Origin of the sequence: Cellulomonas xiejunii, assembly GCF_024508315.1 — a bacterium.
GTDB classification, from domain to species: domain Bacteria; phylum Actinomycetota; class Actinomycetes; order Actinomycetales; family Cellulomonadaceae; genus Cellulomonas; species Cellulomonas xiejunii.
Map to the genome: position 1 here is coordinate 543,627 of NZ_CP101987.1, position 26,834 is coordinate 570,460.

The 26,834-nt window shown below is 73.9% G+C and carries 24 protein-coding genes and 1 tRNA gene; 12 read left to right on the forward strand and 13 right to left on the reverse strand.

All coding sequences use genetic code 11. The annotated features are described in order from the left end of the window. Positions 1-38: 38 nt before the first annotated feature. The gene (locus NP048_RS02695; RefSeq protein WP_227577958.1) at positions 39-881 is read right to left on the reverse strand and encodes a DUF4397 domain-containing protein; all 843 of its coding nucleotides are present in this window, start codon (positions 879-881) and stop codon (positions 39-41) included. A gap of 270 nt (positions 882-1,151) precedes the next feature. Here NP048_RS02695 and NP048_RS02700 point away from each other — a divergent pair, with 270 nt between their 5' ends. Continuing rightward, positions 1,152-1,448 (forward strand): DUF1540 domain-containing protein, encoded by a 297-nt coding sequence (locus NP048_RS02700; protein ID WP_227577959.1) that lies wholly within the window; start codon positions 1,152-1,154, stop codon positions 1,446-1,448. Between the two features lie 99 nt (positions 1,449-1,547). On the opposite strand, the gene NP048_RS02705 is transcribed toward NP048_RS02700, so the two are convergent. Both NP048_RS02705 and NP048_RS02710 read right to left on the reverse strand, forming a co-directional pair. Next, positions 1,548-2,300, reverse strand: a complete 753-nt coding sequence (locus tag NP048_RS02705; RefSeq protein ID WP_227577960.1) for a phosphotransferase family protein — start codon at positions 2,298-2,300, stop codon at positions 1,548-1,550. A gap of 78 nt (positions 2,301-2,378) precedes the next feature. Further along, positions 2,379-3,392 (reverse strand): hypothetical protein, encoded by a 1,014-nt coding sequence (locus NP048_RS02710; protein ID WP_227577961.1) that lies wholly within the window; start codon positions 3,390-3,392, stop codon positions 2,379-2,381. Positions 3,393-3,641: 249 nt separating this feature from the next. Here NP048_RS02710 and NP048_RS02715 point away from each other — a divergent pair, with 249 nt between their 5' ends. Continuing rightward, entirely contained in the window at positions 3,642-7,589 is a 3,948-nt protein-coding gene (locus NP048_RS02715) for a sigma-70 family RNA polymerase sigma factor (RefSeq protein ID WP_227577962.1), read from the forward strand. A 181-nt stretch (positions 7,590-7,770) separates the two neighbouring features. On the opposite strand, the gene NP048_RS02720 is transcribed toward NP048_RS02715, so the two are convergent. After that, complete coding sequence (locus tag NP048_RS02720; RefSeq protein WP_227577963.1) at positions 7,771-8,154, reverse strand: hypothetical protein; 384 nt, start codon at positions 8,152-8,154, stop codon at positions 7,771-7,773. Between the two features lie 391 nt (positions 8,155-8,545). After that, on the reverse strand, positions 8,546-9,181 hold the full coding sequence (upp, locus tag NP048_RS02725; protein WP_227577964.1) for a uracil phosphoribosyltransferase: 636 nt from the start codon (positions 9,179-9,181) through the stop codon (positions 8,546-8,548). Between the two features lie 352 nt (positions 9,182-9,533). On the opposite strand from upp, the gene NP048_RS02730 reads away from it, so the two are divergent. Continuing rightward, the gene (locus NP048_RS02730; RefSeq protein WP_227578244.1) at positions 9,534-9,965 is read left to right on the forward strand and encodes a nucleoside deaminase; all 432 of its coding nucleotides are present in this window, start codon (positions 9,534-9,536) and stop codon (positions 9,963-9,965) included. A 191-nt stretch (positions 9,966-10,156) separates the two neighbouring features. On the opposite strand, the gene NP048_RS02735 is transcribed toward NP048_RS02730, so the two are convergent. Further along, positions 10,157-11,047 carry a Sir2 family NAD-dependent protein deacetylase gene (locus NP048_RS02735; RefSeq protein ID WP_227577965.1) on the reverse strand — a complete coding sequence of 297 codons (891 nt, stop codon included), beginning with the start codon at positions 11,045-11,047 and terminating at the stop codon, positions 10,157-10,159. Positions 11,048-11,133: 86 nt separating this feature from the next. Between NP048_RS02735 and NP048_RS02740 the strand changes: the two genes are divergently transcribed. Both NP048_RS02740 and NP048_RS02745 read left to right on the forward strand, forming a co-directional pair. After that, positions 11,134-11,223: transfer RNA gene (locus NP048_RS02740), tRNA-Ser, on the forward strand. Between the two features lie 265 nt (positions 11,224-11,488). Continuing rightward, entirely contained in the window at positions 11,489-11,728 is a 240-nt protein-coding gene (locus tag NP048_RS02745; RefSeq protein ID WP_227577966.1) for a hypothetical protein, read from the forward strand. Between the two features lie 71 nt (positions 11,729-11,799). Here the strand turns inward: NP048_RS02745 and NP048_RS02750 are convergent, their stop codons facing one another. Then, positions 11,800-12,297 (reverse strand): ribonuclease FAU-1 family protein, encoded by a 498-nt coding sequence (locus tag NP048_RS02750; RefSeq protein WP_227578245.1) that lies wholly within the window; start codon positions 12,295-12,297, stop codon positions 11,800-11,802. A gap of 29 nt (positions 12,298-12,326) precedes the next feature. Beyond that, entirely contained in the window at positions 12,327-13,094 is a 768-nt protein-coding gene (locus tag NP048_RS02755) for a lysoplasmalogenase (RefSeq protein ID WP_227577967.1), read from the reverse strand. Between the two features lie 294 nt (positions 13,095-13,388). On the opposite strand from NP048_RS02755, the gene NP048_RS02760 reads away from it, so the two are divergent. Together NP048_RS02760 and NP048_RS02765 are read left to right on the forward strand one after the other, a co-directional pair. Continuing rightward, positions 13,389-14,123, forward strand: a complete 735-nt coding sequence (locus tag NP048_RS02760) for a hypothetical protein (protein ID WP_227577968.1) — start codon at positions 13,389-13,391, stop codon at positions 14,121-14,123. Positions 14,124-14,313: 190 nt separating this feature from the next. Then, entirely contained in the window at positions 14,314-16,131 is a 1,818-nt protein-coding gene (locus NP048_RS02765) for an FUSC family protein (RefSeq protein WP_227577969.1), read from the forward strand. A 279-nt stretch (positions 16,132-16,410) separates the two neighbouring features. Here NP048_RS02765 and NP048_RS02770 read toward each other — a convergent pair whose 3' ends face one another. Next, positions 16,411-17,949 carry an alpha/beta-hydrolase family protein gene (locus tag NP048_RS02770; RefSeq protein WP_227577970.1) on the reverse strand — a complete coding sequence of 513 codons (1,539 nt, stop codon included), beginning with the start codon at positions 17,947-17,949 and terminating at the stop codon, positions 16,411-16,413. A gap of 164 nt (positions 17,950-18,113) precedes the next feature. Here NP048_RS02770 and NP048_RS02775 point away from each other — a divergent pair, with 164 nt between their 5' ends. The 5 genes from NP048_RS02775 (at position 18,114) to NP048_RS02795 (ending at position 22,371) form a co-directional block, all read left to right on the forward strand. Continuing rightward, positions 18,114-19,367, forward strand: coding sequence for a sensor histidine kinase (locus tag NP048_RS02775; RefSeq protein WP_227577971.1), 1,254 nt, complete (start codon positions 18,114-18,116; stop codon positions 19,365-19,367). Further along, the gene (locus NP048_RS02780) at positions 19,364-20,029 is read left to right on the forward strand and encodes a response regulator (protein WP_227577972.1); all 666 of its coding nucleotides are present in this window, start codon (positions 19,364-19,366) and stop codon (positions 20,027-20,029) included. The genes NP048_RS02775 and NP048_RS02780 overlap by 4 nt, the downstream gene beginning before the upstream one ends. Before the next feature lie 109 nt (positions 20,030-20,138). Further along, the gene (locus NP048_RS02785) at positions 20,139-20,378 is read left to right on the forward strand and encodes a helix-turn-helix domain-containing protein (RefSeq protein WP_227577973.1); all 240 of its coding nucleotides are present in this window, start codon (positions 20,139-20,141) and stop codon (positions 20,376-20,378) included. Beyond that, positions 20,378-21,661, forward strand: a complete 1,284-nt coding sequence (locus NP048_RS02790) for a type II toxin-antitoxin system HipA family toxin (protein WP_227577974.1) — start codon at positions 20,378-20,380, stop codon at positions 21,659-21,661. The genes NP048_RS02785 and NP048_RS02790 overlap by 1 nt, the downstream gene beginning before the upstream one ends. Before the next feature lie 77 nt (positions 21,662-21,738). Next, on the forward strand, positions 21,739-22,371 hold the full coding sequence (locus NP048_RS02795) for a hypothetical protein (RefSeq protein WP_227577975.1): 633 nt from the start codon (positions 21,739-21,741) through the stop codon (positions 22,369-22,371). Positions 22,372-22,434: 63 nt separating this feature from the next. On the opposite strand, the gene NP048_RS02800 is transcribed toward NP048_RS02795, so the two are convergent. The 4 genes from NP048_RS02800 to NP048_RS02815 all read right to left on the reverse strand — a co-directional run bounded on the left by NP048_RS02800 (position 22,435) and on the right by NP048_RS02815 (position 26,761). After that, a complete protein-coding gene (locus tag NP048_RS02800) occupies positions 22,435-23,274 on the reverse strand; it encodes a carbohydrate ABC transporter permease (protein ID WP_227577976.1) in 840 nt (279 codons plus the stop codon). Then, the gene (locus NP048_RS02805) at positions 23,267-24,235 is read right to left on the reverse strand and encodes a carbohydrate ABC transporter permease (RefSeq protein ID WP_227577977.1); all 969 of its coding nucleotides are present in this window, start codon (positions 24,233-24,235) and stop codon (positions 23,267-23,269) included. Before NP048_RS02805 ends, NP048_RS02800 begins: the two co-directional genes overlap by 8 nt. Positions 24,236-24,268: 33 nt before the next feature. Then, a complete protein-coding gene (locus NP048_RS02810) occupies positions 24,269-25,579 on the reverse strand; it encodes an ABC transporter substrate-binding protein (protein ID WP_227577978.1) in 1,311 nt (436 codons plus the stop codon). A 162-nt stretch (positions 25,580-25,741) separates the two neighbouring features. Beyond that, on the reverse strand, positions 25,742-26,761 hold the full coding sequence (locus NP048_RS02815) for a LacI family DNA-binding transcriptional regulator (protein WP_227577979.1): 1,020 nt from the start codon (positions 26,759-26,761) through the stop codon (positions 25,742-25,744). Positions 26,762-26,834 lie beyond the last annotated feature (73 nt).

Sequence of the window (26,834 nt, forward strand, 5' to 3'; positions counted from 1 at the left end):
GGCACGTCACGCCTCACGGTGCGTCTCGCCGACAGGGATCAGCGACGCGTCGTGGCCCGCTGGGCCACCTGGCGTCCGGCCACGGCCAGACCGGTGAGCCCGGCGGCGGCGAGCATGGTCAGCGCGACCGGCAGGACCGGGGAGCTGTCGGCGGCGAGACCGACCTGACCTGCCTGCACGCCTGCGGGGTCCGAGTGCAGACCGGTGACGGTCTGCGTCGCGAGCGCGAGGTTGCCCGCCTCGGCCGAGCCCCACGCGTAGACGATCGTCAGGGCGCCCTCGGTGACGGGGACGTCCGCCGGGCCGAGCAGGGCCGGCTCGGTGGTGCCCGCCGCGACGACCGTCGCCGAGACCGTGCCGGCCGGCAGGTCGAGCGTCTGCTCGTTCGGGTTCGTCAGGTTCTTCACCACGGCGGTGCCGCCGGCGAGGACGTCGACGGCCGGTGCCGCGGCGACGTGGCGGACCGTGAGACGGCCCTGCCCGGCGGCGGTCGGCTTGGTGTCGTTGGTGAAGAGCGTCGCGGTCGGCGAGCCGGCGGTGTCGAGGTGCGCGACGGCCGTGTAGTTGCCGCCGCCCTCGAGGGTGAGGTCGACCGGGCCGATGGCCGGGGAGGACGCGTCGGCCGCGTCGGCCGCCGTGATGGCGACGCTGTACGTGCCGGCGGGCAGGTCCAGCGGGCCGGCGAGCGTGCCGGGCGTGAAGTCGTCGAGCGTGCGCTCGCCGTTCACCCACACGTCGACGGTGAGGTCGGGCACGCCGTGCAGCACCGAGAGCTTGGCGGAGCTGCCTGTGGCGGCGGAGGCGGGGAGCGCCGCGAACGAGGCGACGAGACCGAGGGCCAGGGCACCGGCAGCGGTGCCGGTGAGAAGTCGTGCGCGCATCGGAGGGTCCTTCCATGGGGCCCGCGTTGCGGGCGAGGACGTGCTGACACCCCTACTTCCCTCGCAGGGGTGGATCCGGATGCACCTGCGACGAACTTTCTTCCGTGGCGCCTGCGCGGTGACCTGCGCGGACGGGCTTGCGCAACACCAGCATTGCGTAAAAAGAGCCTCTGACCTGCGGGTAAGCAAGCCCTTCCTTGGTGGCGGGCGCGCCTCGGCGGGTCTAGCGTCGGAGTTCCACGCCCCACGTCCCAGCCCCCGGAGGTCCCCATGAGCACCCTCGCAGAGCTCCCCGCCGTGGCCGAGTGCTCGGTCGCCGGCTGTTCCTACAACGACCACTCGTCCTGCCACGCCGCCGCCGTGACGATCGGCGGCGCGGGCGACGCGCAGTGCGCCACGTTCATCCCGCTGGGCGTCAAGGGCGGGCTCGACCGCGTCGTCTCGCACGTGGGCGCCTGCCAGCGGCAGGACTGCTCGCACAACTCGCACCTCGAGTGCGCCGCGCCGTCCGTGCGGATCGGCGCCGGCCACGACATCGCCGACTGCCTGACCTACACGTCGCGCTGACGCCTCGGCCGCCGGCCGCGCCACCCACGGGTGCGCGGCCGTCGCCGTACCCCCGCACCTGGTCGCTGCCGTGCCGACGAGGTGTCGTGCGGCGACGTCTCAGCGGCGCTCGGTGAGCGCGAGCATCGTGCGGACCAGGGCGCCCGCCTGCGGGACGAGCTCGCGCTCGCCGGGCAGCAGCCCCGGGGCTCCCGACCGCAGGGCGACCGCGTCGTCGAGCGCGGTCAGGGGCGAGACGTCGCTCGCGTGCAGGAACGCCGCGACGACCGCGCGCGCCGCCTGCGAGTAGTCGCCGCCCGCGTCGACCGCGACCTCGGCGATCAGGACCGCCGTCACCGCGACGTCCAGCTCGGGCGTCCCCGTCGCCGCGTTCGCCCAGTCGACGAGCATCGGGCCCTGCTCCGTCAGCACGACGTTGCCCGGGTGCAGGTCGAGGTGCACGACGACGGGCCCACCACCGAGCTGCGGCCAGTCGCGGTCGCGCGGCACCTGCCACGACTGCGGCGCGGGGACGGCGTGGAGCATCGCGTGCAGGTCCGCCAGCACGTGGGCGGCGTCGGGGAGCGAGAACTCGCCCGCAGCGAGCGCCTGCAGCAGCGTCGGTCCGTGCATCCGGGTCATGACGATGTCGGGGCCGCCGGCGCGGAGCACGTCGGGTGCGGGGAAGTCGTGCGAGCGCACGTGCCGCAGCAGGTCGACCTCGGGTGCCGCGTCACGCCCTTCGCGGTAGCGCCGGAGCACCCGCTCGTCGTCGATCGCGTACACGTCGGCCGAGGTGCCGGAGGTGAGCAGGTGGCCCGGGGCGTCGTCCGATGGCGCGTAGGCGTGCGGGGCCACGTCACCGGGGTGCATGAGATCGACGTTAACGCCGATCTCCCCGATCTGCGAGGGATGCCCGAGGGCGATCTCGGTGGGACGGACCCGACGGGCTCAGGTCGTCGGGCCGGTGTCCTCCGCCGGGTCGTCGGACGTCCGGTCGCGGTCGACGTGCCGGCCGTGGCCGGACGTCCCCGGCTCCGTCGACCCGTACGGCCACCGGTCGGCGTCGAGGACGCCGGGCGGCAGCGTGGGCCCCAGGTGCCCGGGGGCGTCGGGGCCGCTGCGGCTCGGGGCCTTCGCGGCGGGCGGGTCCGCGGGCCCGGCGGGGCGGGGGATGCCCACCCACGGCTCGGGTCGTGACACGTGGGACAGGCGCTGCACGGCCTCGGCGTGCGTCTCCGGCAACGGCTCCACCCACACGCGCACCGGCTGCCGGACCGAGACGCGCACGTCGACGTCCCCGCAGCGCCGCGCGATGTCCGCGCGCAGGTCGGCCACCTGGCCGTCGACGTCGTCGTCGGTGCGGGTCAGCACGACGAACACGCCACCGCCGAGCGTCGCCATCGGGTGCCCGGACCCGAACACCTCGCGCAGCGCCGCACCCACCGCCGCGGAGCGCGCCGCCCGCAGGAGGCCCGTGACGTGACCGGCGGCCACGTCGACCACGGTCAGCCCGTGCCGGAGCGCCGGGTCGACGTCGTCCTGCTCGGCCTGGAGGTACGCCTCGGCGAGCCGCACCGCCAGGTACTGCTGCGTGGGCAGTCCGGTCTCGGGGTCCACGCACGCGCCCGTCGTCACGAGCACCGCCTGCGCGTCCGCCCAGCCCTCGTTGAGGGCGCGGACCGCGTCCAGCGGCGGCATGGCGCGTCCCGTCGAGCGGTACAGGCAGACGAGGTCGTCGAGCGCCTCGCCGACACCCACGCCGTGCTCGCCGCGGGCACGGCCCAGCTCGAACGCCGCCGTCGAGACGTCGCAGTCAGCGAGCACCGCGACGGCGACCGCGTCCACGGCCGGGTGGTACCAGTCGGAGGGACGGCGCCAGACCGACGCGACGCTCTCCTCGCGCCAGCGCTCACGCAGGCCCTGGGGGAGCGCGTGCCCGTCGTTGTCGATGTTGGTCGTCACACGGGTAGAGAGCGCTTGCCGGTGGGATCATGACGCGGGTACGCAGAGTTTCACCCGGTCGGCCCTCCGGATCACCCGGGTGCCACCGGCCGAGCGCACCCGTTGAGGGCCTGCGACCTGGGCAGCCGTGTCACGCGGCCTGCAGAACCCGGCGGCTCGCCCTGTTCATCCCATCGGTCGGATATGGCAGGCTGTCACAGCGAGGTCGCCCGGGACGCGGCCCGACGGCGATCTGACGGGAAAGGTGGCGTGGCCACAGGCGGGAGCGACTTCGACGTCATCGAGGGTGACGCCGAGCTGCTGCGCGCCACCCGCGAGGGTGACGCCGCGGCATACGGTCGGCTCTACGAGCGCCACGCCGGTGCCGCCCTCGTCGTCGCCCGTCAGTACAGCGACTCCGCGCCCGACGCCGAGGACGTCGTCGCCGACGCGTTCGCCAACGTGCACCGCGCGCTGCTCGGCGGCGGCGGCCCCGAGAGCGCCTTCCGGGCCTACCTGTTCACCGTCGTGCGCCGCGTCGCGACCGTGCACCGCACCGCCGGACGCCGCACGCAGCCCACGGACGACGTGGCGGTCCTGGAGATCGCGTCGACGCCCGTCGAGACGGCCGAGGAGCCCACGCTCGCCGGCTTCGAGCGCAGCGTCGTCGCGCGGGCCTTCCGCTCCCTTCCCGAGCGGTGGCGCGAGGTCCTGTGGCACAGCGAGGTCGAGGGGCTGACGCCCGCCGAGATCGCGCCGATCGTCGGTCTCACGGCGAACAGCACGGCCGCGCTCGCCTACCGCGCGCGCGAGGGTCTGCGGCAGGCCTACCTGCAGCAGCATCTGCAGGACCCGCTGGACGAGGGCTGCCGCGCCGTGGCGGGCAAGCTCGGCTCGCACGTGCGCGGCGGGCTCGGTGCGCGCGACACGCGGCAGGTCGAGGGGCACCTCGACGAGTGCGGCGACTGCCGCGCGCTCGTCCTGGAGCTGGGAGACGTCAACCACGGGATGCGGGCCGTCGTCGCCCCGCTCGTCCTGGGTCTGCTCGGTCTCGGTGCGCTCGCGCACGAGCTGCCCGTCGGCGGTGGCCTGGCGGCCGGAGCCGCTGCGCTCACCCAGCAGGGCGGCGCCGCGGCGTCCGGCGGGACCGGCGCGGGGGCGGCCGGTGGCACGGGCGCCGCGGGCGGGGGCGCTGCGGCAGCGACGGGCACCGGCGCGGCCGTGGGCAGCACGGCTGTGGGGACGGCCGCTGCAGGCACGGCCGCCGCAGGCACGGCGACGGGGGTCGCCGGGGTGTTCGCGGGCGTCTCCGCGGGTGCGATCGCCGCCGCGGTCGCGGTGGTCGCGGTGGTCGCCGTCGTGATCGTCGGTGCGGCCCAGCTGCTGGGGGGACCCGACGACGTCGTCGCCGAGCCGACGCCCGACGTGTCCGGCGCCTCGCAGACCGGGGGAGCCACGCCCTCCGCGGAGGCGACACCGTCGAGCAACGCGGAGCCCTCCCCGACGGCCCTGCCCGAGCAGGACGACGACGCGGCCGCGCTGCCCGAGACCGACGAGGACGTGACACCCGGCAGGGCGCCCGCGGGTCCCCGTGCTCCGGGACCCGTCGTCGCGCCGGTCGTCGGTCCGACCGACGTGCCGAGCGCGGCACCGACGACCGAACCGATCATCGAGCCGACGGTCGAGCCCACGCCGACCACCGACCCCCCACCCGCGCCCGCGGACGTCGTGGTCGCGGCACCCGAGGGCGGCATCGAGCTGATCGCGGGGGTCGCGGGGCAGGCCATCACGCTCACCGTGAGCAACGCCGGCGGACAGCCCGCCGGAGCGCTCGTCGCCGACGTCTCGCTGCCGTCCGGCGTGACGCTGACGGGGGACGCGCTCGCGGTGGCCGGTTTCGGCTTCTCGCCCGCGGACGCCACCGCCTGGTCGTGCGTCACGAGCGCCGACGATCGCGCCGCGACCTGCACGTTGACCGAGCTGGCGCCCGGGCAGGAGGCGGTCCTGTCCCTGACGGTCGCGGTCGACGAGTCCTACAACGCGTCCGGTGACGAGGAGGTCCGCCTGCGGATCTCCGGGGACGGCGGCGCGTGGGAGCCGGCGCCGATCCACGTGCGCGTCGCGCCGTCGCTCGCGCGCCTCACGTTCGGTGCGCAGCCGCCGACCGACGTGCAGCTCGTCACGGGGCGCTCGCAGGTCCTGCAGGTGCCGGTGCGCAACGCGGGCGGCACCGCCCTGACCGGTGAGGTTCCCGCCGTCGTGGAGCTCAGCCTCCCGGCCGGTGTGTCCGCGAGAGGCACGGCGCCGTGGTCGTGCACGTCCGGCGACGACGTCGTCACCTGTCGCCACCGCGCGCTCGCGGCGTTCACCGCCTCGACGCTCGACCTCGTGCTCACGACCGCGAGCGGGACCGCCACCGGCGAAGGGTCCATGCACGTGCGGCTCACGCCGTCCGCGTACCGGCCGGTCGAGACGCGGGACGTGAGCTACCGGCTCGTGCGGCCCGCGATCCTCTCGGCCCAGGCGCCCGAGTCGCTGGACGTGGCGCCCGGGACGCCCGCGGCGATCGCCGTCACGGTCGCCAACGACGGCGACCTGGCCGCCCCCGGGACCGCCGTGACCCTGACGGCCCCGGCGGGTGCGACGCTCGCCCCGGCCGCCGGCGACGGCTGGACGTGCTCCGGTGACGGCAGCACGGCCACCTGCGCCGCCGACCTCGGCCCCGGCGCACGCGGGACCCTCACGACCTCGGTGGAGGTGCCGGTCGGGACCGTCGGGCCGCTCGGTGCCGTGACCGTCGGCCTCGCGCACCCCGACGCGGACGTGGCCGTCGCGTCGCGCGCGGTCACGCTGACCGCGGTCGAGCCGGTCCTGTCCGTGGCGGGTGCCACTGCGGTCGTCGACACGACGCACGGCGGCACGCTCGCGTTCGTCGTGCAGGTCGCGGGACAGCGCGACGACGGCCGCCCGGCCGCGGCCGCCGCCGACGTGCGCGCCGTCGTGACCCTGCCGCCCGGGGTCACGATCGACCAGACCGCCACCGGCAGCCGCACCGAGGCCTGCACCGGAAACGGTCGCACGGTGACGTGCGCGCTGGGTGAGGTGCCCGCCGGCGGGACGCTCCCGGTGGAGATCCGATTCCGCGCCGCAGGTGCCGTGCGGGGCACGGTCGACGTGCTCGTGACCGCGGCGGGTGCGCGGCCGGTGACGGCGTCGACGCAGGTCGTCGTGTCGTCCGCCAACCTCACGCCCGTGTGGTCCGGGGTGGGTGATCTCGAGGTCGTCGAGGTCGGCGCTCCGCTGCTCCTGTGCGTCGACTCGTACGCGCAGCAGTGCTCCGCCGCGAACCGCGACAGCGACAACAACGGGCTCGACATGCGCCCGATCGACCAGGCGCCGCCGGACGGCGCCCGCCCGAGGATCCGGGTGTCCTCCGAGACGTACCTCGACGTGCCCGACTCCCGCCCGGTCGTCTGGGCCGGCCTGTACTGGTCCGGCGTCATCGGCCCCCGCGACGTCTGGAGCGGGCCGCGCGACACCGCCCGCCTGCGGGCCCCCGACGGGACGTGGAGCCACGTGACCGCCGGCTCGGTGACGGACGTGTCCGACTCGAGTGGTCGCCGGTACTACCAGGCCGCCGTCGAGGTGACCGACCTGGTGGCACGCGGCGGCGGCGGGGCGTGGGCGCTCGCCGACGCCGCCGTCAGCGTCGGACGCACGGACCTGGACCCGAGCTACTACGCCGGCTGGTCGCTCGTGGTCGTCCACGGCACGCCCGCGGCCCCGGGTGCGGTGGGGGCGGCGTCGGTGACCGTCCACCAGGGGGGCGCGTGGATCGGGGCGTCCGCACCGGCGCCGGCGTTCGCGTTCGTCGGCGAGCCCGGTGCGCGCACCCGCATCGGCGTCGTCGCGTGGGACGGCGACCGCGGCAACACCGGTGACAGGCTGACGCTCTCCGAGGTCGGGCCGCTGCGACCGCTGCGGTGGGACGGGGCCGCCGTCGTCGACCGCGGGTCCGCCGACAACGCGTTCGACTCCACGGCGACCGGCTGGGCCTACCCCAACTCCCTCGGTGTCGACGCCAAGGGGTTCGCCGAGGTCGCGCTGCCGTCAGGTGTCGGCACGCTGACGGCGAGCACGACGGGGGACCAGTACCTGATCGGCGTGGTCACCGTGCGCACCGCGCAGGCGCCGCTGTCGGTGACGCCGTCGAGCTGACGGTGACGCCGAGCTCCTGACGGTGACGCCGTCCGGTTGACGGTGACGCCTGCACGTCATCCGCCGGAGCGGGCCCCCGGAGCCGGGGTGCGTGCCGCGGTCCGCGCGGGCGGGGAAAGGTGCGCTGCCGAGCCGGACGGGGTCCCCCGATCCCGTTGCGTCGGCTCGGCAGCGCGTGTCCTCAGCGGGCGTCCCCCGAGCCGCTGAGGACGTCAGGGGTGCCCGCCGGGGAGTCGTCCACCGGGTCGAGCAGCCGTAGGTGGGGCAGGCGGTCACCGAAGCGACGGACCTCGCCGGTCGTTCCCGGGACGAGCGACAGCGCCGCGAACGTCTCGGACCCGGGCAGCGCCTCCTGTGCGAGCTCGCGCAGGAGGTCGGCCGTCTCGGCGATCTCGTGGGCCGTGGGCCGGCGAGGGGCGTCGAGGTCGCCGGGTTCGGCGACGGTCTCCTCGGGCAGGCTCACGTAGAGCACGAAGCCCGCGCGCGGTCCGTGCGGCGGCACGGGCGCGACAGGGACGGGACGGTGGGCGGCGCGTGGGCGACGCAGCCGTGCGGGTGAGGTCATGGGAGTCTCCGAGTTCGGGTGACCGGCGGCGGGCCTGCGGCGGTCGGTGGACGGACGCGCTGGGGTCGGGGCGGGTCAGGACCGACAGCAGCTCGGGTACCACCCGAACGCATGCGCGCAGTCGACGACGCGGGTGCGCACAGGGGACGTCTCGGAACTCACCGGACGATCGTGACACGACGCCCCGGTTCACCCCAAGGGGTTACTCGCGACGTCTCAGGCCTTGGGATCGCTTCCACGCGTGTGAGGTGGCCCTATGCGTCGAAGATCCGTACCGGACACACCCGCCGGATGTCCAGCGGGTGAGCGCACCGACCATCCTCACCGGGGCAGGACGGCCCACAGCCGAGCCGTCCGCCGGTCGGAGGGACTGCGCCCCTGCGCTCGGAGGTCAGACGATGCCGTACAGCCGGTCTCCCGCGTCACCCAGGCCGGGGACGATGTACGCCTTCTCGTTCAGGCGTTCGTCGACGGACGCGACCACGACCTGCACGTCCGCGCGGTCTCCGACGAACTCCTCGACGACCCGGATGCCCTCCGGCGCCGCGATGAGGCAGACGGCGGTCACGTCACGCGCGCCGCGCTGCAGGAGGTAGTCGATGGATGCGACCAGCGTGTTGCCCGTCGCGAGCATCGGGTCCAGGAGGAAGCACTGGCGACCCGTCAGGTCGTCGGGCAGGCGGTTCGCGTACGTGATCGCCTCGAGCGTCTCCTCGTCGCGCTGCAGACCGAGGAAGCCGACCTCGGCCGTCGGCAGCAGGCGCGTCATGCCCTCGAGCATCCCGAGGCCGGCCCGCAGGATCGGCACGACGATGGGGCTCGGGTCGGCGAGCTTCACGCCCGTGGTCGTCGCCACGGGCGTCACGACCTCGACCTCGCGCGTGCGCACCTGACGCGTCGCCTCGTACGCGAGCAGCGTCACCAGCTCGTCGACGAGCTGGCGGAACGTGGGGCTCGGGGTCTTCGCGTCACGCAGGACCGCGAGCTTGTGGGCGACGAGCGGGTGGTCGGCGACGTGCAGGCGCATGCTTGCCAGGGTAGTGCGAGGATGCCCCCGGTCGCCCGGGACGGAACGCCGTGGCGCGGATGGCGTGCGTCGCGCGACGTGCGGGGTCACGGGTCGCGGTCGGGCTCCGGGGGTGCTGGCGCGCGGTCGGGGTGCGTCGCGGATCGGGGAGGTGGGCGTGAAGGATCAGCCGGGCTCGGGTGGGTCGACGGCGCCCGTCGTGTCGCCGCCGCCCTTCCCGTCGTCGTCGGACGTGTCGTCGTCGCTGCTGTCGGCAGCGGGGGAGCCGCTCGCGGACGTGCCGGGGGCGGAGGCGCCGCGTGTCGTCGTCGGTCCGCCGTCCCCCGCCGCGACGCCTGGTGACGAGGCGGCGATGGTTCATGCGCTGGAGGAGGCACGTGCCGCGCTGGCCACCGGCGACGTGCCCGTCGGGGCGGTGGTGCTCGGGCCGGACGGTGCCGTCGTCGGCCGTGGCCGCAACGTGCGGGAGGCCGACGTCGACCCGACCGGGCACGCCGAGGTCGTGGCGCTGCGCGCAGCAGCGACCGCCCTGGGGACCTGGCGACTGGACGGCTGCACGCTCGTCGTGACCCTCGAGCCCTGCCTCATGTGCGCCGGTGCGGTGCTGCAGGCGCGTGTCCCGCGTCTGGTGCTGGGCGCGTGGGACGAGAAGGCCGGGGCGTGCGGGTCGCAGTGGGACGTGGTCCGCGACCGTCGAGCGCTGCACCGCGTGGAGGTGGTCGCGGGTGTCCGCGCCGAGGAGTCGGCCACCCTCCTGCGCGAGTTCTTCCGCCCTCACCGCTGACCACCCACCCTCGCCCGCCTCCGCCCCCGCGCGCGCCCACCCTGTCGCCGAGCGCGGTACACACCCGCCGAGCGCGGTACACACCCGCCGAGCGCGGTACTCGTTCGTGCCGCGCTCGGCGGCGGAGTGCCGCGCTCGGCGGTCGAGTACCGCGCTCGACGTGGGTGGCGTGCGTGAACGAGGGCGGGGCGTCAGTGGGCGGGGGTCGGGAGGAGCTCGGCGAGGTCCGTGAGGGTCTCGCTCGTGCCTGCGTCGAGCGTCATCGTGGCGTAGGCGTCGCCGCGCGTCGCGCCGCGGTTGACGACGACCACGGGCCGGCCGGACTGCGCGGCGTGGCGCACGAACCGCCGCCCCGAGTGGACGGTCAGCGACGAGCCCGCCACCAGCAGCGCGTCGGCGGCGTCGACCATCGCGTACGCGCGCTCGACCCGCTCACGCGGCACGTTCTCCCCGAAGTACACGATGTCCGGCTTGAGGATGCCGCCGCACTCGCGGGACGCGTCGTCGGGGGCCGGCTGCCAGCACGCCTGCACCCGGAAGTCGGCGGTCTGCTCGACCACCGCGTCGGCGTCGGGTGCGATCTCGACGTCCGCGACCTGCCCGACCCGCTCGACGAACCCCGGGTTGAGCGCCTCCAGCCGGTCCGCGAGCGCGGAGCGCGGCACCACGCGCCGGCACCGCAGGCACGCGACGCGGTCGTAGCGACCGTGCAGGTCGATGACGTTGCGAGACCCTGCGGCCTCGTGCAGCAGGTCGACGTTCTGGGTGATGACGCCGTGCACGACGCCCCGGTGCTCGAGGGCCGCCAGAGCTCGGTGCCCGGCGTTCGGCAGCGTGCGGTGCACGTGCCGCCAGCCGACGTGGTTGCGCGCCCAGTAGTGCCGCCGGAACGTCTCGTCGCCGACGAACTGCTGGAACGTCATCGGCGTGCGCGGGGGAGAGTCCGGCCCGCGGTAGTCGGGGATGCCGGAGTCCGTGGACACGCCCGCCCCCGTCAGGACCGTCAGGCGGTGCCCCGCCAGCAGAGCGACGACGTGCGCGAGCGAGCCCTGTGTCACGGGGACGGACTGGGACCTGCTCACCTCTCCACCGTACGACGCACCGGCGCGCGGTCGCCGCCGGAACGGATTGGGTCCGACGGCGCCGAGCGGGTACTGTGACCCCCCGAGGTAGCGTGTCCGAGCGGCCTAAGGAGCACGCCTCGAAAGCGTGTGTGGGTGAAAGTCCACCGTGGGTTCAAATCCCACCGCTACCGCCAGTCGAAGGGCCCCGTTCGCAGCCACCTGCGGATTCGGGGCCCTTCGTCGTCGCTAGGCACCGGAAAACTCCACCGTCGTGGGGCTTGACCGTCCTACTCGCCGGTTGCTGACGGAGCTCGGTCGCCGCGTGAGCGCCGTGCAGGTGTCGCGGACGACGCGCACACCGGGAGCGGTACAGGTGCGCTGCACGTAGAACCTCTCGGGGGTATCCACACCCTCGATGAAGGCGTACCAGGCTCCCAGCGCCGGGGGTACGGTCACCGCGTGAACGACGCCGCGACTGTACGGCAGTGGCTCGCCGCTGCGAAGACGAAGGACCAGCTCGTCAACGCGGTCTGGGACCTGCGCGACTCGGCCTACGACCATCCCGAGGAGTGGACCGCGTTCACCGCATACACGTTCTTCCAGTGCCTCGCGGAAGAGCTCGATGCGGCTCCCGAGACAGGCGGCATGGTGCCGGTCGACCTTCTGGCGCGAGCGCTCGGGAGGGCACCCGCAGACTGAACGGCCCACTAGGGCGCGTCGTCCCGGCAGATACGGACGCGGCCGGGTTCGCGACCACCGGGGGACAGGCCCTAGGAGCGGAGCGCCCGCAGCCACGCCCTCGCCGCTCGACCGAAGGGCTCCGCCTCCAGCTGCACGAGAGGCAGCAGCGCTCGTGCGACTTCGGTGGCCGTCGCCACCTGGCTGTCGGTGAGGTGCCCGGACAGGGCCAGCCCGTCGAACTCGTCCTGGTCGATGATGCCGGCGCGGCCGTCGGCGGTGCGGACCAGGTCCAGCTCCAGGTCGATGAAGGACCACACGCTTCCGTCGAGCGTCGGTGGTGTGCAGATGTCGATGGTGAGGTCGGTCGTGTCGGTGAACCAGAAGGCGGGCAGCCACCATGCGCCCTCGGTGACCAGCCAGACGGCATCGTGCTCCTGGGACTCGTGGCGGCCGTCGGGCTGACGGACCGGGTTCCCGCGCCGCGCACCCAGCCATGTGCCGTGCTGGTCCTGGCCGAGGTGCTCGACCGGCCAGCTGAACCGCTCCGAGCAGGTCCCGTCGACCAGGGACACCTTCTGCTTCGACATCCTCAGCACGGGGCCAGTCTCTCGGCACGTCAGTGGTGCGGTAACCCCGCTCGGTCGTCTCGACCGGTACGGCGAGGAGCCCGTTCGTCCTGGGCGACGTCCGCCGGCGCCGCCTGCTGCTCCGGTGCACGCTCGGCGGCGTCGCGGCGCAGCACCGCGGCGGCGAGCAGGGCCTGCCCCACCGTGTACGTCAGCATCACCCAGAACCCCTGACCCGCCAGGTCCCACGACGGGACGAACGCCTCGAGCGCGATGAGCGCGTCGCTCAGCAGGAAGATCGCGCCGCCCAGCGCCGCGACCCGTCCTAGGCCGGTCGCGAGCACGGCCATGGCGGTGAGCATCCCGCCGTAGACGCACACGGGCACGAGCAGGCTCCCCGCGTGCGGTGCGCACAGGGCGACCAGTGTCCCGAGCGCCGCGACGTACGGCAGCAGCAGGAGCCGACGCCGGTGCACGACGGACCTGCGCACGAAGGGCGCGAACGCGACGACGTACGCCACCTGGGCCAGCAGGAAGAACCCGACCATCACCAGGAAGGAGATGTCGTCGGCGACGAGCGACGGCACCAGGTCGCCGAGCCACGAGAACCCCAGCGCGACGAGCACCCAGGTCACCAGCCGGCTGCGCGGCCTGCGCGTGGCGGTCAGGACGACCGCGGCGAGCGCCGGCATCAGGGTCCACTGGCTCACGGTCGACAGGTCCTGCGCGCCTGTCGCCTCGGCGGTGAGGTGGACGAGCAGGAGCACGATGGCGACCGCGGCCCAGGCACGCGCGGCTGTGGACAGGGAACGTCTCACGACGACCTCCTCGCCGCCGGACTGTGTCCCGGCGACCGACAGTGCGGGACCCCGTCGTCCCGGCGCGCCGATGCTAGCGGCGCGCCCCCCTGCCTCTCCTGCGCTGCCGCCCCGGTCGTCACCACGTTCGTACTGGTCAACCCGGCCCGCGCGCCACCGATGTCACTTTCGCGGGCTCCGCGAGGGGCCGGGGGTGCGCGACCGGTCCCAGGAAGCAGCTCGCCGCCGTGGCGGCTGGACGCGGGCACTGCGATAACCGTGGCGCACGCCCGGGGCGGGCTGCGAGGCTGCGGCATGCTCGCCGTGCTGCAGGTGTCGACCCCGCTCGGGCCGGTCGTCGTCTCGATCGAGGTGGACACGGCGGGCGAGCCGGTGCACGAGCAGCAGGCGGAGCTCCCGTCCGGGGCGGTGCTGTCGCGCTGGTGGACCGACTCCCGGCTGGAGGTGCGGGCGCTCCTCGTGCGGTACGACGACGCGTGGAACGCCCGCCAGCACTTCACGGCGTCGGGATGCTGGGGTGTGGTGTGGTCGGTGCTGACCGAGCGGACCACCTCTCCGGTGCTCGTCCGCGCCGCGACCCCGCTCGGTCACGTCGCCTTCCCGAACACCGGTGAGTGCCTGGAAGCGACTGAGGTGGAGTCGTCGTCGTGGATCGTGACGGTCGGTGGTCCGGACGACGAGCTTCTGGCCGGGAGGGTCGGCTCAGGGCTACCGGCGTCCTGGGCCGGCAAGGTGGGATGGCGCTTCGGCGTGCCGGTCGCTGCACAGAGCCCGTACTCGGCGACCGCGGGTGCCGACGGCGTGACCTGGGTGCTGCCGCCGCTGGAACCACGAGAGCGCGCCACCACGCACGTCGCGATCGCCTGGGCGCCGACCGGCGCGGACGACGACGGCGTGACGGGCTGGTTCGCCGTGGACACCTGCCCCGGTGACCTGCTGGAGCACGCGGGCGTCGGGCCCACCCGCCCCCATCGTCACGGGTGGCCGCACGTCCCCCGCCTCGCGGTCGGTGGCCCGTCGTCCCCGTGAGGGGCGGCACGTGAAGTCCCGCTGCTCGGGCGACGAACCGCGCGGACAGGCGACGCCCCCGCCTGTGGCGGCTCCACCCCTCCCGCCCTAGCGTGAGCATCGAGCGTGGCCGAACCTCCGAGGGGGCACAGTGGGGGGCACTGCTGGCACTGACAGCACGGAGGCGCGCACGCGCCCCAAGGGCAGCCCGATGCTCATCGTGCTGATGATCATCGTCGTCCTGCCCTCGGCGCTGCTCGCGGACGCCTGGGGGGCCGGGCCTGCCGGGATCATCGGCGGCCTGACCGGCATGTTCTCCCTCGTCGCGTTCATGGGGGGCCCGCTGCGGGCCGACCTGCGCGTCGCGGCCGTGATGGGGCCGCTGCTCGTCGTCGCCGCAGCGGTCCCGCGCCTGGTCGCGGAGGTCTCGCGGCCCTGGGCGATCGTGCTCGTCGTGCTGCTCACGTTCGTGGCGGCGCTGCTCCCGCTGATCGGCCCGCGCTTCGGCACCGCCGGCCTGGGGCTGGGCATGACGACGATGTTCGGCTACGGCTACGCGCCGGAGGGCGGGGCGGACCACCGGCAGATCATCGCGGCCGCCGTGGCGGGCGTCGTCGTGGCCGTCCTGCTGCGCGTCCTCATGGGCATCTCCGACCCGTCCAAGCCGACCCGGGAGCAGGTCGCGGCGGTGCTCGTCGCCGACGACCCGACCGCGGCGACCGCGACCGCGTTCGGAACCTGGCTGACCGACGGTCGGCAGCGCTGGCTCGCGGACGCCCTCGAGGCTGCCTCGCGCTACCGCCTCGCGCTGCGCACCGCACGCCTGGGGCGGGCGGGTGCTCCCGGGGACGCCGCCGCGCTCGAGGAGCGGGCGCGGCTGCTGGCGGCACGGCTGACGGCCAAGCCCGGGCGGCCGGAGCACGCCACGGCCCCGTCCTCGGCGTCCGCCACAGCCCCGTCGTCGGCAGCCGCCTCGTCGCCGGCGCCGCCCGTCGCCGAGATCCCCGTCGCCGAGATCCCCGACGCTGCGGGCGCCGCACTCGACGCCGTCGAGCAGGCGATCGCGGAGCACGACACGACGGCGGTCCGGCTCGAGCGCGACCGGCGCCACCAGCTCGAGGACGCGGTGCTGCACCCGTCCGCGAGGTTGCGGTCCGTGCAGGTCCGGCACGCGTTCCGCACGGCGCTCGCCGTGCTGATCATGCTTCTGATCACGTCGCGCCTGGACCGGGGCGACCCGCTCGTGTCGACCGCTCTGCTCGCCACCTTCAGCATCCTCCAGGCCACCTGGAGCGACACCGTCGTCAAGACGCGGAACAAGGTCGTCGGCGTGGTCGCCGGCGCGCTGACGGTCGCGGTGGTCCTGCTCGTCGTCCCGTCGCGGTACCTCGTCCTCGTCGCGGCCGTCGCCCTGTGCCTGGGCCTGTGGTACATCGTCACGCGACCCGCACTGGGCAACGCGTGCATGGTCGTCGTCAGCGTCGGCTTCAACTCCGTGTCCCGTGACCTGAACGCCGGCGACCTCCTGCTGCAGTACGTCCTGCTGATCGCGTGCGCGGTGCTGCTCGGAGTGGTCCTCGGGTTCGTCGTGATCCCGGGCTTCCGGCCCGCGCCCCTGCGGCGACGCGTCGAGTCCGCGGCGGACGCCACCGCGAAGGCGCTGCGTGCGTCGAGCGGTGCGCCTGAGCAGGGACCGGAGGAGATCGCGCTGGTCCGCGACGCTGTGCGCCTGCAGGACGACCTGGTGCCGGACCGCGACCAGCTCGACGACCAGCAGCTCGCCGCGCTCGACTCGCTGCGCACCGGGCTGCGCGACCTGACCGTGCTCGCCCAGGCCGCGCAGCCGAGCCCCGACGATTTGGACCGGGTCGTGCACGCGCTGACCTCCGCCGGGCGGACGAGCCCCGACGGGCACCTCGACGCCGGTTCCGAGGCGTCCGGCGCGGGGTCCTCGACGTTGTGGGACCTGGCGCAGCAGGCCGGCGAGGCCGAGGAGTACCTGCTGCGGACGCTGCCCGCCGGGCGCTGATGACGGCCGCGGACGCGGCGACGACGGTCCACACGGCCGGCACTGCGGACCGCGCCGCGGCAGGGAACCAGGGCAAGCTTCCCGCCACCGCGCTCGGGAAACCGCTCGGTCGGTCGACTGGGACGTCATCGACGGCCGGCTCTGGCGGTGGGTCACCGTGGAGTACATCTACCCCGACGACGAGACCCAGTACATGGAGTTCGACGCGACGCTGTCGATCACCACCTCGGCACGTCCCGACGGGACCGGGTCCTTCACGATCCGCGACAAGGAGACCGGTCAGACGCACGTCACCGAGTTCACCGATGTCGCCACCGACGGGTACTGGCGCGACGTGCCCGCGTTCGCCGAGTGGGGACCGCTCGTCAACGCCTCGCTGGGCGCCCCCACGGGGCCCCCGTCCTGAGACGGCCGGCCGGGCGGGCACCCGGCCGCCGGGCGAGCGAGGACACCGAGGTCCTCCCGCCACGCGGCACCCAGCTCGGCGCCGTAGTGGTGCCCGTGCCCCTCGGGCGCCTGCCCCGCGCCGGGTAGCCGGTGCACCGTGCGCAGGCCCAGCCGGACGACCGGGTCGTCGTCGTGCCGGACGAGCGCCACCCGCCCCGGGGGCTCCCAGGACGCCGACCGCACGCCGCCCACCAGCAGCCCGCCGGCCACGTCGGCCCGGACGTGGGGCAGCCGGCGCAACGCGTCCGCCATGCCGTTGGCCCCGAGGCTCTCGCCCAGCACGACGAGCCGCGGACGTGACTCGCGCGGGAGCCGCTCCCACCGCGCGTGCACCGCGGCCAGCAGCGCGACCGACGACCGCCGGTGGGCTCCCGGGTGGGCGAGCGCGGCGAGCCAGCTCGGCGCGGCCGCGTACGGGACGGTGATGGTCGCGACGTCGCCGCCGGTCGCCAGCTCGAGGGCCTCGACCGCGGCGGGGTTGAGCCAGCCGGAGCCCGTGGGCGTCGCGACGCACACCGTGCCGCGCGTGAACGCGCTGACGCGCTCGGCCTCCGCGAGGGCGAGCGCCACGCGGTCGTCGAGCCGGCGGGCGGACTCGAGCCCGACGACGACGCGCAGCGCACCGTCGGCAACGGGGGGTCGTGTGAGCAGCCGCCGTCCCTCTCGCCCCAGGTCCGCCCAGCGCACGAGCGAGCCGGCGGCACCTGACCAGCCGGACCACGCCGGCGGCGGCGTCAGGTGCACCTCGGCGAGGCGCAGCATGCGACGGAACGCCCGGGCCGCCGTCGCCGGCGCGAGCAGCAGGGCCGCGAGCGCGACCATCGCGAGGGACGAGCCCGCGATCTGCACGCCCGTCTCCTCGGCGGGTGCCCCGTGGAGCTGACGCACCGAGTTCACGCCCACGGCGGCGCGGTAGACGGCGGCGGTGGCCAGGCAGGGGGCCAGCACGACGACCTGCTCGGTGCACCGCTCGACCATCCGCAGGCCGAAGCGCGTGTCCGCCGACCAGCGGTCCCACGGGTCCACGACCGCGCCGCGGTCGCGGTCGTAGCGCAGCAGGTCGTACGCGAGGTCGTGCTCGCGGCACGCGTCGTCGAAGCCGAACGGCGTGCCACCCGTCGGCGTCGAGCACTCCGCGTCGGGGCTCAGGAGCACGTCGGGCCGTCCGGGGGCGGACGTCGGCGCGTAGCCCATCGCCTGGCGGAACGCGTCGACGGGGACGTCGAAGGGCGCCGGTGCCCCGGGCCGCGAGACGCCGGGCGCCGACGTGAAGGCGGCGGTGGTCAGGGCCGCGAGCAGGACGGCCAGGCGGACGACGGCGGCGCGGCGGGCGGTGCCCGGAGGGCGGCGCGGCGGGTGCGAGAGGGGCATGCCCCGACGCTAGGAATCGCGTTCGTGCAGGTCATCGTGCTGCGGCAGGGCGACCGCACGGCACTGCGGGGGGAGGCCAGGTGCCCGTCTCATCCTCACGGATCGGGTGCGTCCGGTACCCCGGTAGCGGGACGGGCGCGACGCCGGAAAACTAGCCTGACTGCGTGATCATCCCAGCCGGCAGCCGCTCCCTTCCTGCTCCTCGTGCCGTGGGCGCGTGGCTGCTCGCCCCGCTGCGGGCGAACGAGCAGCCCGAGCCGTCGCGGACGCGGCTGGGCCGTCTGACGCCCTGGATCGCCGTGGTGGCCGCCGTCGTCACCCCGTTCATGGCGTTCGACCGCTCCCGCGTCGAGGGGCTCGGGATGGGAGCTGCGGTGGCGGCGGCCGTCGCGGTGTCCGTCACGGTCGCGCTGCTCGGTTGGCAACCCCTCAACGCGTGGCGGTTCGCGGCGGCCGTCGCGGCGCTGTGGATCATCTTCGGTCCCGCCGCGGAGGAGAGCGTCTCGGTCCTGCCGCTCGCGCTGCCGCTCGTGCTGCTGATCGCCGGGGTGGCGGTGCTCGCCCGGCACCGTCGGGCGCTGGGCTGGGCCGGGTGGGCCTGGACGGTCGTGCTGGTGCTGCTCGGGGTCACCGGCGAGGCGGCCGTGCTGTACCTCGTCGTCTTCACGCTCCTCATGCTCGTGGTCGACGCGCGGCGGCAGCGCACCCGCGCGAGGGCCGAGGCGGCCAGCGAGCGGGAGGCGCGCCTCACGCGTGAGGCGGAGAGCATGGTGCTCGAGGAGCGGGCGCGGATCGCCCGGGAGCTGCACGACGTCGTGGCGCACCACATGTCGATGGTCGCGGTCCAGGCCGAGACCGCGCCCTACCGGCTCGAGGGGGTGCCTGACCCGGTGCGCGAGGAGTTCGGCTCGATCGCGCGGTCGGCGCGCGCCGCGCTCACCGACGTCCGCGGCATCCTCACGGTCCTGCGCGACGTCGACGCGGATGTCGAGCGGGCGCCGCAGCCCGGGCTCGACGGGCTCGAGGCGCTGGTCGACAGCGCCCGTGCCGCGGGGTCCCAGGTCGAGCTGACGGTGACGGGACGCCGACGGCCGCTCTCGGCCGCGCTCGAGATCGGCGGGTACCGGATCGTGCAGGAGTCGCTGGCCAACGCCGCCCGGCACGCCCCGGGGGCGGTGGTCGCCGTCGCGGTCGCGTACCGGAAGCGCGAGCTCGAGGTCGTCGTCACCAACGGTCCGCCGACGAGCCCGGTAGCGTCCCCCGCGACCGGTGACGGCGCGCCGGACGAGGGCGGCCACGGCCTGGCGGGGATGCGCGAACGTGCGCACCTGCTCGGTGGCGACGTCGCCGCCGGACCCACGCCCGACGGCGGGTTCCGCGTCGCCGCGACCCTGCCCCTGAAGGAGGGGACCGCGTGACCACCGTGCTCGTGGTGGACGACCAGGCGATGGTGCGCGAGGGCTTCTCGGCGTTGCTCGCCGCCCAGGACGGGATCGAGGTGGTGGGCGTCGCCGCCGACGGGGTCGCCGCGGTGACGCAGGCCGCCGCACTGCGGCCCGACGTCGTCCTCATGGACATCCGCATGCCGCGCATGGACGGGATCGAGGCGACCCGGCGCATCGTCGAGCAGTCGCCGCCCGGCTCGGTGCACGTGCTGGTGCTCACGACGTTCGACCTCGACGACTACGTGGTCGAGGCGCTGCGGGCCGGTGCCAGCGGGTTCCTGCTCAAGGACGCCGACGCCCAGCAGCTCACCGAGGCCGTGCGCGTCGTCGCTCGCGGCGACGCGCTGCTGGCCCCCGCGGTCACCAAGCGCCTCATCGCGACCTACCTCGAGACGAGCCAGACCCCCGTCCCGCGCTCGGCCGAGCTCGAGCAGCAGCTGACACCGCGCGAGCTCGAGGTCCTCTCCCTCATCGCCGAGGGGCTGACGAACCAGGAGATCGCGGGGCGGCTCTACCTCGCCGAGCCGACCGTGAAGTCCCACGTCAGCCACGTGCTGGCCAAGTGCGGCCTGCGCGACCGCGCGCAGGCCGTGATCCTCGCGTACGAGTCGGGCCTGGTGCGGCCGGGCGGGTGAGGGGCTGGGACGCCCTCGAGACGGCCAGAGGCATGTCAACGTACGGTGACGTAGAGGGCGATGTCGGCGTACGTTGACATCGTTCGACCTGTCAGGATACGTTGACATCGTGGACGTGATCAATGCGCGCTCGCTGCCCCAGCTGGGGCAGGCGCTCCGGCGCCTGCGCAAGCGTCGGCATCTGAGCCAGGCCGAGCTCGCCCAGCGCGCCGGTGTGTCCCGGCAGTGGGTCATCGCCGCAGAGCAAGGACGCACCCGCGGCCTCGAGATCGGTCATGTCATGCGGGTGCTCGACGAGCTCGACGCGTCCTTGACCGTCCGCGACGACCTCGAGCCGGATGCTCCGTGATGAGCGCACCGCTGGCGGTGATCCTCGACGGCAGAGTCATCGGTCACCTCGACCGCAGCAGCACCAACAGCCTGCGGTTCACGTACCTGGACGATGCGACCGGCACCGGTCGCACGCCGCTGTCCTTGTCCATGCCGCTGGCCGGCGGGTCGTTCACCGGCCCGCCGGTCGAACGGTTCCTACGAGGTCTGCTGCCGGAGTCCGACGCCGCGCTGACGGCGATCGAGCGCGGCCACCCAGGGACGGACAGGCTCGACCCGCTGTCCGTCCTGGCGGTCATCGGCCAGGACTGCCCCGGTGCGGTGCAGTTCTGCAGGCCTCCTGACACCGCGGCGGTCCTCGCCCGCACCGGCGCCCTCGTGCCGCAGAGCGCCGGCCAGATCGAGCAGCGAATCGCCGTGATGCGGGTCGACGAGGGTGCGTCCTGGTCGATGCCCGACGAGCACTGGTCCCTCGGCGGCACCCAGCCGAAGTTCGCGCTGCGCCGCATCGGGGACGACTGGTACGAGGCCCACGGGTCCGAGCCGACCAGCCACATCCTCAAGCCTGGCGTGCACGGGATGAAGGCGCAGTCCCTGGTCGAGCACATCAGCATGCGTGCGGCCGCCGCGTGCGGAGTGGACGTCGCACGCACCGAGCACCCGTCGTTCAAGTCCGAGACGGCCATCGTGATCACCCGGTTCGACCGTGTCGAGCGCGACGGCACCCTGGTGCGCCTGCACCAGGAGGACCTGTGCCAGGCACTGGGCGTGGCGCAGAAGTACCAGGAGTACGGCGGCCCCGGCGCGAGCGACGTCATCCGGCTGCTGCGCGAGCAGTCACCGACCGCTCGCACCGCTCGGGCGAACGTGGACCGGTTCGTCGACGGGCTCATCCTCAACACCGTGATCGCGGCCCCGGACGCTCACGCCCGCAACTACGCGGTGCTCCTGGCCGGACACGACGTGCGCCTGGCGCCGTTGTTCGACGTCTCGACGTCTCTGCCGTACGACCCGACCTCGCGTGGGCGCACCCTGTCGATGTCCGTCGACGGGCAGTACATCGCGGAGCTGGTCACGCGAGAGCACTGGTCCCGGTTCGCGGCGGAGAACGACCTGGACGCGGAACGGGTCGTCGAGCGCGCCCAGCAGATGGCCGACATCGCTCCACCGGCGATGCTGGCGGCCCTGGACGAGGTCGAGGACTGGGACGGCTCGGCGGCGATGCTGCGTGAACGGCTGACTGCGGCCCTGGAGGTGTACCTGCCGACCCTGCATGCCAACCTCACCGGCTCGCGGGACTGACGCCGACGGGCCGGTGACGGGACGCACGGAGGGTCAGTACGGCGCGTCGTCCCCGCCCGCACGCCAGGATGTCCCGCGTGACCCTCTACGCACAGACCCCGTGGCGCCGTACCCGTCAGCTCGTCGGCGACCTGTTCGTCGTCGTCTGGGTGGTCCTGTGGGTCCGCCTGGGGCAGTGGGTGCACGAGGTGGTGGGCCGGCTCGGAGCCCCCGGGCGCACCCTCGAGAGCGCCGGGTCCTCGCTCTCGGACAGCCTGGCGTCCGCCGGGGACACCGTCGCGCGCGTCCCGCTCGTCGGTGACGACGCGCGCGGCCCGTTCACCGCGGCCGGCAGCGCGGCCGACTCGATCGCCCGCGCGGGGGTCGAGGTGCAGCAGGGGGCGGCCCAGCTCGCGCTGCTGCTCGGGCTGCTGCTCGCGGCCGTCCCGATCGTGCTCGTCGTGGGGGTCTGGCTGCTCCTGCGCGTCCGGTTCGTCCGCCGCGCGCGTGCGGCGCTGCGCATCCTCGACTCGGCAGCCGACCTCGACCTGTTCGCGCTGCGCGCGCTCGCGACGCAGCCGGTGCGGGTGCTGGCCCGCGTGAGCGACGACCCGGCGGACGGGTGGCGTCGACGGGACCCGGAGACCGTGCGCGCCCTCGCGGTCCTCGAGCTCGGCTCCCTCGGGCTGCGGGCTCCGGCAGCCGAGCCCGCAGCACGCCCTGCCCGATGAACGTCGCGGTCACGGGCCCGCCGGTCCCGACCACGGACGCGAGCGGCCGTGCGACGCTCCGCCTCACTTCACCGCACCCGCAGTCAGGCCGGCCACGAAGTGCCGCTGCAGCAGCAGGAACCCGATGACCACGGGGATGCTGACGACCAGCGACGCCGCCATGATCTCGTTCCAGTAGACGTTGGTCTGCGTCGAGTACTGCCGGATGCCCACGGCCAGCGTGCGGTTCGCCTCCGTCGTCATCACCGACGCGAACAGCACCTCGCCCCAGGCCGTCATGAACGCGTAGATCGCGACCGCGATGACCCCGGGCCGGGCGGCGGGGAGCACGACGCGGAACAGCGCACCGATGGGGGAGCACCCGTCGACGCGGGCGGCCTCGTCCAGCTCCTGCGGGATGTTGTCGAGGTAGCCCGACAGCATCCAGATGGAGAACGGCAGCGAGAACGTCAGGTACGTGATGATCAGCCCGATGCGCGTGCCGACGAACTGGAAGCCCGTCTGCTGCTCGATGTTGACGAAGATGATGAACAGCGGCAGCAGGAACAGCACGCCGGGGAACATCTGCGTCGACAGCACCGTGGTCGTGAACGTCGACCTGCCGCGGAACCGGTAGCGGGACACCGCGTAGGACGCGAAGATGGCGATCGCGAGGCTGGCCAGCGTCGCGGCGCTCGACACGACGAGGCTGTTCACGAAGTACCGCGCCAGCGGCACCGTCGTCCACATGTCGACGAACGGCTGGAACGTGATGGTGCTGGGCCACCACGAGAACGCGCCCCGTACGTCCTGCAGCGGCTTCAGCGACGACGTGACCATCACGTAGAGCGGCAGCGCGGTGACCGCCGCGAGCACGACGACGACGGCCGCGCGGAACGTCTTGAAGGCCCGGGTCTCATGCAAGGCGCGACCTCCGGTTCAGCACCGTCAGGTAGATGCCTGTCACGAGCAGCAGGAAGAGCAGCAGCAGCACCGACATCGCCGCACCGGCACCGAAGTTCCACGTGAGGAACGAGGCGTTGTAGATGTGGAACGAGATGAGGTCGCCGGCCTCCGGCTGCGACGTGCCGAACAGCACGTACGGGGTGTTGAAGTCGTTGAACACCCACAGGAACATCACGAGCACGAGCACCAGGTTCACCGGCCGCAGCATCGGCAGGGTGATGGACCACCAGGACCGGAACGCGTGCGCCCCGTCCATCGCCGCAGCCTCGTACAGGTCGTCCGGGACGGACTGCAGCCCGGCCATCAGCATGAGGAACGCGAACGGCCACAGCCGCCAGATCGCGACGATGACGATCGACGCGAACGCGTGCCCGCCGATGAGCCAGAACGGCCTGTCCGCCAGCAGGCCGAGGTCGTCGACCAGCAGGTGGTTGATGACGCCCGTGTCGCGCTGGAGCATGAAGTTCCACGTGACGATCCCGGCGTACACCGGCAGCGCGTACGGCACGAGGAACAGCGTGCGGAACAGCGCGCGGCTGCGGAACGGGCGCTGCAGCGCGACGGCTGCGGCCATGCCCAGCGCCCACGCCGTACCCACCACGAGCACCGTGTACGCGCACGTGATCGCGAACGAGCTGAGCAGCGACCGCCCGACCGCGGTGTCCAGGTCGAGGGCGACCTGGTAGTTGCGCAGGCCCACGAAGGGCGCTGATGTCCAGTCCCGGATGAAGAAGCGGGTCAGCTGGATGAAGCTCATCCAGATGCCCGTCAGCATCGGCACCAGGTGGATGAGCAGCTCCAGCAGCACCGCCGGTGCCAGCAGCGCGTACGGCAGCCACCACCCGCTCTTGCGGGTGCGGCGGCGGGGCGCGGTGCGTGATGCCGGCACTGGCGGGGCGGTGGGCGTGGTCGTGGCCACGGCGTCTCCTCGGGCGTCGCCTGGGCGTTGACGTCAGCCGACCGAGGCCTGGACCTGGTCCTGTGCGGTCTGCATGGCCTCCCGCACGTCCTCGGCCGAGACCGTGCCGCCTGTGGCGATGGTCGCGAACATCTTGTTCATCGCCTGCCCGACGGTCGTCTCGAACTGGTCCTCCGCCGGCACCAGCGGCAGCGGCGCGGAGCGCTCGTTGTAGATCTGCGTGAACGTCTCGGCCAGCTCGGGGTCGTCGGTGAAGACGGCTGTGGCGTCCTTGAGCACGGGCAGCGAGGAGAACGGCTTGCCGAGCGTCGTCTGCACGTCCTCGCTGGTCATGTGCTCGACGAGCTGCAGCGCCTCGTCCGGGTGCTCGGTGTTGCCGAAGATCGAGATGTTGATGCCGGCGACGTGGCTGGCGACGTCGCTCTCCGCGTCCGCCGGTGCCGGGAAGGGCACCACGCCGTACGCGTCGGGAGCCATGCCGTTGGCCTCGATCGTCGCGTTGGCGTTGTTCTGGTTGAGGATCATCGCGGCCTTGCCGGTGGCGAAGTCGGCGACGGCGAGCGAGGCGTTGTCGTACTGGGCGTTCGACGGGTTGACGACCCCGGCGGCCTGCATGAGGTCGAGGTAGCGCACGATGCCGTCGACGACGCCGTCCTCGGTGAACGTCGGGTTGCCGTCGTCGTCGAACAGCTCGGCGCCGTTCTGCGTGGCGTTGATGAACGCGAAGTGGTTGTTCTCGGTGTAGCTGCCCGACGCCAGCGCCATGCCGTGCACCCCGGTGGCCGGGTCCGTCAGCGCCTGGGCGGCCGAGACCATCTCCTCCCAGGTCGTCGGCGGCTGCAGCCCGGCGTCCTCGAACATCGCCTTGTTGTAGTAGAGCCCGTACGCCAACCCGTACAGCGGCACGGACGTCGGGTCGGTGCCCTCCGCGCCGCCGGTCTCCAGCGCGGTCTCGACGAACTTGTCGGCCCCGCCGACAGCCTCCATCGCGGCGTCGTCGAATGGCAGGAAGGCGCCCGTGGCCTGCAGGGACACGGCCCAGGTGTTGCCGATGTTGACGACGTCGGGGGCCTGGCCGGAGGTGACGGCCGTCTGGATGCGGGTCTGCAGGTCGCTCCAGCTGATGACCTCCAGGTCGACGTCGACGCCCGTCTTCTCGGTGAACTCCTCGAGCACCGGCGTCAGGACCTCCTTGTCGTTGTCGAGGCTGGTGCCCTGGTTGCTGGCCCAGTAGGTGAGGGTGACGTCGCCGTCGCCCGACGCGGACCCGCCACCACCCCCGCCGGAGCAGGCCGTGAGGATCAGGACGGGGACGGACGCTGCTGCGAGGTGGCGAAGCTTCACGGGGACTCCCTTGTCGAGTGCCGGGTCCTGCCTAACCGGTTCAGTTCGCGGAGACAACGTAACCGGCGTTAGGCCGAACGGGAACCCTTCGAGATGAAATCGTGACGGCAGTCAGAGGGAGGGCCGACTGCGAGCCGACGTCATGGCGCGCGTTCCTGCTGGTCAGGCGGCCGCAGGGCCGGTGCTCGCGCGGACCCGCAGCTCGCTGCGGCGCGGTCCGGTGTCACCGTCGCCGGTACCCGCGATCTCGGCGAGCAGCGCCCGCGCGCACCGGTGGCCGAAGTCCCGCGGGTGGCGGTCGAGCGCGGTGATGGGCGGTGACCCGATCTCGCACAGCAGCGAGTCGTCCCAGCTCACCACCGACACGTCACCCGGCACGTCGACGCCCTCGCGGGCCGCCGCACGCACGGCACCCAGGGCCATCACGTCGTTCGACGCCACCCACGCCGTCGGGGCGGGTCCCCGCCGCAGCCGCTCGGTCGTCAGCCGCTCGGCCGTGCCCATCGTGTAGTCGCCCTCGAGGGTCTCGACGACCATGCCGGCCCGGGACGCCGCGGCCCGCACCAGCCCGTCACGGCGCTCCTCGTGCAGCAGGCCCGACGGGCCCGTCAGGTGCACGATCCGCCGGTGGCCCAGCCCGTGCAGCAGCTCCACGACCTGGTCCGCGTCACCGTGCTCGTCGGGGACGACGGCCGGCAGCGCGGCCCCGGGCTCCGCTGCGCCGTTCAGCACCGCCGGGAGCCCCAGGCGGCGCAGGAGCGGGATGCGCGGGTCGTCGCGGCGCTGGTCGAACAGCATGACGCCGTCGACGCGCCCCTCGCCCGCCCACCGCTCGTACACCGGCAGGTCACGGCCTGGCTCGGAGCCGACCATGCGCAGCAGCAGCCCGTACTCCGCGTCGATCAGCGCCGCCTCGATGCCGGACAGGACGAGCATGTAGTACGGCTCGGTGCCGAGCAGGTCGGGGTCGCGGGACAGCACCAGGCCGACGACGCCCGTCCGGGCACCCGACAGCGCGCGCGCCGACGAGCTGGGGTACCACTGCAGCTCCCGGGCCAGCGCGAGGACCCGCTCCCGCGTCTGCTCGCTGACGCCCGGCTGGCCGTTGAGCGCGTACGACACCGACGCCTTGGACAGCCCGAGGCGCCGCGCGAGATCGCCGATGGTCACGCGCTCGGCCATGGGGCGATGGTAGCGGGGGTGTGCGTCGAGTCAGCGACCGCGTGGATGGCCGCGAGCCGCTGGGCTGCGCGCT